Here is a 3698-nt window from a genome sequence, read left to right as displayed (position 1 = left end):
TTCAAATATGATCAGATAAGGCAGGGCAAGAGGCAGGTTGGTTCAACTTTCAAGCCTTTCCTGTACACACTGGCCATGCAGGAGGGATTCACCCCTTGTGACCAGGTGGTGAACATTCCTCAGTCATTCATAATAGGTGAGGACGTATGGACACCAAAGAGTACCGACAAACCTGAATGGATAGGAAAAACTGTTACGCTCAAGTGGGGCCTCACAAAGAGTTCGAACAACATATCAGCGTACCTGATGAAGCAGTTCGGTCCTCAGGCTCTGGTGAACATGGCGCACAATATGGGAGTGAAGACCTGGCTGGATCCTGTGCCATCGCTGTGTGTGGGCTCCGCAGATGTGCCTGTGTATGAAATGGTGAGCGCTTTCAATACCTTCCCAAGCAAGGGAGTTTTCGTGGAGCCTCTGGCTGTCTTGAGAATAGAGGACAAGAACGGCAACGTGCTTGCAACCTTCACTCCAAAGAAGCGCGAGGCAATAAGCGAGAAGGCTGCGTTCCTTATGGTTAACCTTATGGAGGGCGTTGTGAATTCCGGAACCGCTTACAGAATCAGAGCATTGTATGTTCCACAGGGCGCAGTTGCCGGAAAGACAGGAACAACCAATGACCAGAGCGACGGCTGGTTCATAGGCTATACGCCGCATCTTACAGCCGGCGTTTGGGTTGGCGCCGAAGACAGGCAGGTTCACTTTACAAGCCTTGCTCTTGGCGGCGGTTCCAACATGGCTCTCCCTATCTGGGGAATATTCATGAAGAAGGTGTTTGACAATGGAACTTTGGGCGTTACAAAGAACGATGTGTTCGCGGCTCCTCAGGGTTTTGAACTTGATCTGAACTGCAGCGGAGGAGATGAGGACATGAAACAGAAGTCAACGGACGATCTGTTCATGGATTTCTAGGAAACGGAGATTGAAATTTTGTATATGAAGAATATTGCTGTAATAGTTGGCGGAGATTCAAGCGAGTGGAAGGTGTCACTTGCCAGCGGAAAAAACGTGGCATCCGCTCTGGACCGCTCATTGTTCAATGTGTCTATAGTTTTTCTCAGGGGCTCGTCCTGGAAGCTTATAAACGAAAGTGTTCTGGGCAGCCTGCTTGAAAGCAATGATGTGCCAGAGCTTGAACTGCCCGGAAACGAGGTTGACAAAAGTGATTTTTCTGCCGGCGGTGTGAAGTTCGATTATGCCATGATCATGATTCACGGTGAACCTGGCGAAACGGGTCAGCTTCAGGGCTATCTTGAAATGATGGGCGTGCCGTTCAATACTTCATCATCATACGTTTGTGCGGTTTCCTTTGACAAGCAGTCCTGCAAGCGTTTCCTTGATTTTGCAGGTGTGAATTTGGCCAGGGACCTTTACCTCAGGCGCGAGCATACATACGATGTAAAGGAAATAGTAACCACCCTGGGCCTGCCTCTGTTCGTTAAACCTACAATCGGCGGCAGCAGTTTCGGAATCTCAAAGGTTGAGAGGGAGGAGGAACTTGTTCCTGCAATCAACAAGGCTTTCGAGGAATGTCCGGCTCTTCTTATTGAAGAATGCATAAGCGGCCGCGAACTTACCGTTGGCGTTTATAGGAAGGACGGCAACGTTTGCACTCTTCCTGTAACCGAGATAGTCACCACCCGCGGCTGGTTCGACTATGAAGCCAAGTACAAGGGCCAGAGCAGTGAAATCTGTCCGGCACATATAAACCAGAAGACAACCAGCACCGTAAAGGACCTTTCGGAACAGATATACACTTATATGGGCTGCAACGGCCTTGTGCGTATGGATTATATCCTACGTGGCGATAGTATATTCTTCCTTGAAATCAACTCCACCCCGGGTATGACTCCTATGAGTCTGGTGCCTAAGCAGATAGAGGCCGCAGGCCTTACTCTGCAGCAGTTCCTGACCACCCTCATCTCACAGAGCTTGCAGCTGTAGTGAAATATTCAATGGACGGCATGCACAAACTTACATACGGCATGTTCATAAGGAATGCCAGAAAATTGTTGCTGGCAAGGGTCCCTTTTTACAGCCCGGAGGAATGCGCCGCGCTTGCAAAGCGTATGGTTCTGGCTGTCTGTGCCTGTTTCAGGCAATCCCTGCAATCTGCGCTCCCTGCCAATGATGTGCAGCTGGTGCTTGCAGAGAATGAAGAGGTACCATCGCCGGTGGAAAATGAATGTGAGAAGGCTCTGGAAAGGCTTTGCAAGGGGGAGCCTCTGGAATATGTTCTGGGGCATGCGGAGTTCTGCGGATATGAGTTCAGGGTCAATGCCTCAACGCTCATCCCAAGGCCTGAGACCGAGGAATTGGTATCAATAGTCGGGGAGCATTTGAGAACCGTTTCAATTGAAGGGAAGGCCCCTGTGGTACTTGATGTATGCACTGGAAGCGGTTGCATAGTCTGGTCATTGCTGCTTGATTATATCAATGGCATATATGATGCGGCGAGTATTGAACATATTTGCGGGCAACGTATTCTGGAAAAACAGCCCGGGTCAAAAAACAGCAGAAGTTTGAACGTGCACTTTTATGGCTGTGACATATCTGAGGGGGCGCTGGAAGTGGCTGCATCACAGTTCAAGGCAGAGCCGGTAAAAGGCGGTTGCAAGCTTCAGTCAGAAAGAGGTTTGGGTGCAGGCAGGAAACATTCAACAAACGCATGGCCTGAATTCTTCAAATGTGATGTGCTGGTGGAAAATGCCTGGCAGATAATGCTTCAGGCAATGGGTGGAGCATGCCCTGACATAATAGTCTGCAATCCACCGTATGTGTGCGAGAAGGAGCGCGCCCGAATGCGCAGCAATGTACTTGACTGGGAACCATCATCGGCACTTTTCGTACCGGATGACAATCCATTGATTTTCTACGAAGCGGTAGCAGACATAGCACTGAAACTTGCGCAGGCTTGTGACAGAACGAAACCTGCCCTTTTCTTTGAAATCAATGAAAGCCTCGGTTCCCGTACCATAGAAATGCTCAAATCCAAAGGCTTCACCAATGCCCGCTGCCTCAAGGACCTCTTCGGCAAGGACCGCTTTGTAGAAATGGTACGCAAATAACACTCAACATATGTTGTTACCACAGTATAGAGATAGTAGATATGCGGCTTGATGGGTGAATTCAAGCCGTATGAATTTCAGGAGACATTTCGGTTATTTTTGGCGGAAGCACCATCGGCACACCGGTTCCGCTTGCCGGGAGGCTCATCGGCTTTCTTCTCAAGGCTCTGCATCATCTTGCGGTTGCGGTAGTACTCATTGTACTCTTCCGTGCCATCAGCGGATATCTTTCCGATGCACTTTCTCTCGTGCGTCGGACGCTTCTTTTCCTTGTCCCAATAAGGACGGTCCTCGTAGAGATAGACCACTCCGGTCTTGTGATTCTTGATTTTTACCACTCTTGTCGCAGCCATAATCAAGGTTGTTAAAACATAGGTACAGATATATCTATTCTATTCCGAAAAAACAAGCCCCGAAGCAAACAAAATCTCACTTCAGGGCCAATAATTTGGGGATTCCTTAAACCACGCTACAAACAGGCGGGAATTTCAGTATTAATAGGGCTACGTCCACGGGAGACGCTTGATAATTATCGTAACTTATTTTTTTAGGAAGAAGTCATAATATGTCGGCAGCAGCAGTTCCGTCTCTCCGGCAAGAGGATTCTTCTCAACGCAAATCCGCGAATCGTGG

4 protein-coding genes are annotated in these 3698 nt (G+C 48.9%); 3 read left to right on the top strand and 1 reads right to left on the bottom strand.

All coding sequences use genetic code 11. The annotated features are described in order from the left end of the window. From AC06L3_RS08470 to AC06L3_RS08460, 3 genes are all read left to right on the top strand, one after another. Nucleotides 1–909: transglycosylase domain-containing protein (locus tag AC06L3_RS08470; protein ID WP_475670187.1), on the top strand; the 909-nt coding region annotated here is incomplete at its 5' end. Between the two features lie 24 nt (nt 910–933). Beyond that, nucleotides 934–1941 (top strand): D-alanine--D-alanine ligase family protein, encoded by a 1008-nt coding sequence (locus AC06L3_RS08465; RefSeq protein ID WP_475670186.1) that lies wholly within the window; start codon nt 934–936, stop codon nt 1939–1941. Next, entirely contained in the window at nt 1941–3065 is a 1125-nt protein-coding gene (locus AC06L3_RS08460; protein ID WP_475670185.1) for a N5-glutamine methyltransferase family protein, read from the top strand. Before AC06L3_RS08465 ends, AC06L3_RS08460 begins: the two co-directional genes overlap by 1 nt. Nucleotides 3066–3142: 77 nt before the next feature. On the opposite strand, the gene AC06L3_RS08455 is transcribed toward AC06L3_RS08460, so the two are convergent. Then, nucleotides 3143–3418, bottom strand: coding sequence for a hypothetical protein (locus AC06L3_RS08455; protein ID WP_475670184.1), 276 nt, complete (start codon nt 3416–3418; stop codon nt 3143–3145). Between the last annotated feature and the right edge of the window lie 280 nt (nt 3419–3698).

The organism is Candidatus Egerieousia sp. (assembly GCF_056211015.1).
Note: the sequence above shows the minus strand (reverse complement) of the source record. Positions and strands in the feature narration are given on the sequence as shown.

What these genes read in the sequence shown, in the direction of transcription:
- AC06L3_RS08465 (WP_475670186.1), top strand. Translation starts at nt 934, where the DNA reads ATGAAGAATATTGCTGTAATAGTTGGCGGAGATTCAAGCGAGTGGAAG.
- AC06L3_RS08455 (WP_475670184.1), bottom strand. Translation starts at nt 3,418, where the DNA reads ATGGCTGCGACAAGAGTGGTAAAAATCAAGAATCACAAGACCGGAGTG.